This is a genomic window from Bilophila wadsworthia ATCC 49260 (assembly GCF_000701705.1).
GTDB classification, from domain to species: Bacteria; Desulfobacterota; Desulfovibrionia; order Desulfovibrionales; family Desulfovibrionaceae; genus Bilophila; species Bilophila wadsworthia.
In genome coordinates, this window is record NZ_KL370819.1 from 1 (window position 1) to 2481 (window position 2481).

Here is a 2481-nt window from a genome sequence, read left to right on the forward strand (position 1 = left end):
CGATCCCGGCACCTTCGCCGCGCCCGAAGAGGCGCTTGAGGCCATCATCGACAAATACCCCATGAAGGACCGCATCCTGAAGGCCCCGGACGGCGGCTCCGGCAGCCATCCCAACTCCGCGTACGCCCCCGGCGCAAAAATCATCCCCAAGGGCGACATGAGCGCCTTCGGAGCCAACCTTGAAGCCATCGCCAAGGGCGAAGTAACCGTTGCGGCCCAGTAGCCGCGCGCACCAAGAGGATTTTTCCATGAACGATCTGTCCAAAGTCGTCGACAAGCTGCTCGCACAGGGCCTGCTTGCCCTGCGCGGCACCTGCGTCATGCCCCGCCTCGTGAACTCGGACTACAGCAACTTTGCCGCGCAGCAGGGGGCCAGCATCGACGTGCCCATCCCCTCCGCGATCAAAGCGCAGGCCGTCACGCCGGGGGCCACTTCGCAGGACACGGGCGACATCAGCCCCGTGTCCGCCACCATCAAGCTCGACCGCTGGATGGAAGCGCCTTTCTACCTGACCGACAAGGACCTGATGGAAGCCAATCGCGGCGTCATCCCCATGCAGGCCAGCGAAGCGGTCAAGGCCATCGCCAACGACGTGAACGCCACCCTGCTCGGCTTGGGCCGCAAGTTCTACGGCATCGTTGGGACGCCCGGCACCACGCCCTTCTCCACCGTGGTCGACGCCACCAACGCCCGCAAGGTGCTGAACCGCCAGCTTGCCCCGGTCAATGATCGGCGCATCGTGCTGGACCCCGACGCCGAGGCCGCCGCGCTCGGCCTGTCCGGGTTCGCGGACGTGAGCAAGTCCGGCGACGCGCGGCCCATCATCGACGGGACCATCGGGCGCAAGTACGGCTTCGACTGGGCGATGGACCAGCAGGTGCCCACTTTCGAGGCCAGCGTCATGACCGAAGGCGCGCTCACCGTGAACGGCGCGAACGAGGCCGGAGCGCAGGTGGTGAGCCTCGCCAAGGCCACCAACGCCGCCGGCCTCAAGGAAGGCGACATCCTGACCATTGCGGGCGACGCCCAGACCTATGTGGTCACGGAAGCCGTCTCGCTCGCCGTGGGCAACACCGCCGTGAAAATCTATCCCGGCCTCGCCAGGGCCACCACGGGCTCGGAAGCCGTCACGGTATCCGGTTCCCATGTGATGAACCTCGCCTTCCACCGCGACGCCATCGCCTTCGCCACCCGCCCGCTGATGGATTCCGCCAACGGCCTCGGCAACCTCATCCAGTCCGCCGTGGACCCGGTTTCCGGCCTGTCGCTCCGTCTGGAAGTCTCCCGCGAGCACAAGCGGACCCGGTTCAGCTATGACATCCTGTACGGCGCGGACGTGGTACGCCGGGAACTCGGCTGCCGCATCGCCGGGTAGGAGGCTCCATGCACATCAGCACAGTGAGGATCAGGAGCGTGGAAACGGCGAGCGGGTTCATCGTCATCAACGAGGCCGATTTCGATCCGTCGAAGCACCAGCTCTGGAAACTGGACGCCGTGACCGGGACGCTGGCTCCTTCTCCTGTCGAATCCGTCCCTCCTACACCCGATGGGGAGAAGCCTCTTGATCTGATGACGCTGGCGGAACTGCGCGACCACGCCAAGGCGCACGGCATCGCCATTCCCGCGGCGATCACCGCCAAGGCCGACGTGCTGGCCCATGTCCTCGCCGCCAGCGGAGCCCGCGCCGGCAGTGACGTCCCCGGGCAGCCGCAAGCGTAACCCCAACGGCAAGGACACCGCCATGACCTGCACCCCTAGGAAAAAGAAGCGCAAGGGCAAGTAGCCCCGCGCTTCGACCGGGCGGGGGAATACCCTCCGCCCCCGCCCGAACCCCAAAACGGGACTTCAAGGAGAAAACCATGCCCCTCATCGTTGAAGACGGCACCCTGCCCGCCGGGGCCAACAGCTTCGCCAGCGTTGCCGATGCCGACGCCTACCATGCCGCCCGGCTGACGGCCGCATGGACGGACGAACTGGCGGAAGTCCAGAAGGAGGCCGCGCTGATCCGCGCCTCTGACTGGCTCAACCGCAAGGTCATGTGGAACGGGCGCAAGGCTTCCCGCTCGCAGCGCATGGCGTGGCCCCGGGCGGGCGTAAGCACGCAGGACGGGGAAATAGCCCCGGATGAAATCCCGGCGGAAGTCGTCGAGGCTTGCTGCGAACTGGCGGGCTTCTTCGTCGAACAGGACTACCTCGCGCCGCTCGACCGGGGCGGGGACATCGCCAGCCTGAGCGTGGACGTGATCAGCATCGCCTACAACGGCACGGCCCCGGCGGAAACAGTATTCCCCTCCCTGTCCGGCCTGCTCGCCGGGCTCGGCACAGTCAACACGGGCAAGGGCGGGGGCATCATGGAGGTGGGAAGAGGATGAGCGCATCCCTGTACGCCAGCGTGGGCAGGACCGCACGCCAATTGATCAACAAGTTCGGCAAACGGATGATCTACCGTCAGAAGAAGGATGGACAGGTCTACAACGATC

At 66.2% G+C, this 2481-nt stretch carries 3 protein-coding genes and 1 pseudogene; all 4 read left to right on the forward strand.

Annotated features, from left to right (window positions below; all coding sequences use genetic code 11):
- Positions 1–223 (forward strand): annotated as a pseudogene (locus tag T370_RS25470) (DUF6651 domain-containing protein); the annotation flags it as partial.
- Positions 224–248: 25 nt separating this feature from the next.
- The gene (locus tag T370_RS0122445) at positions 249–1376 is read left to right on the forward strand and encodes a major capsid protein (RefSeq protein WP_029437084.1); all 1128 of its coding nucleotides are present in this window, start codon (positions 249–251) and stop codon (positions 1374–1376) included.
- 8 nt (positions 1377–1384) lie between these two features.
- Entirely contained in the window at positions 1385–1720 is a 336-nt protein-coding gene (locus tag T370_RS0122450) for a hypothetical protein (protein WP_029437085.1), read from the forward strand.
- A gap of 140 nt (positions 1721–1860) precedes the next feature.
- Complete coding sequence (locus T370_RS0122455) at positions 1861–2373, forward strand: DnaT-like ssDNA-binding protein (protein ID WP_029437086.1); 513 nt, start codon at positions 1861–1863, stop codon at positions 2371–2373.
- Positions 2374–2481 lie beyond the last annotated feature (108 nt).

Excerpts from the sequence above, each read along its gene's own strand:
- T370_RS0122445 (WP_029437084.1), top strand. The coding sequence starts at position 249 with ATGAACGATCTGTCCAAAGTCGTCGACAAGCTGCTCGCACAGGGCCTG.
- T370_RS0122450 (WP_029437085.1), top strand. The coding sequence starts at position 1,385 with ATGCACATCAGCACAGTGAGGATCAGGAGCGTGGAAACGGCGAGCGGG.
- T370_RS0122455 (WP_029437086.1), top strand. The coding sequence starts at position 1,861 with ATGCCCCTCATCGTTGAAGACGGCACCCTGCCCGCCGGGGCCAACAGC.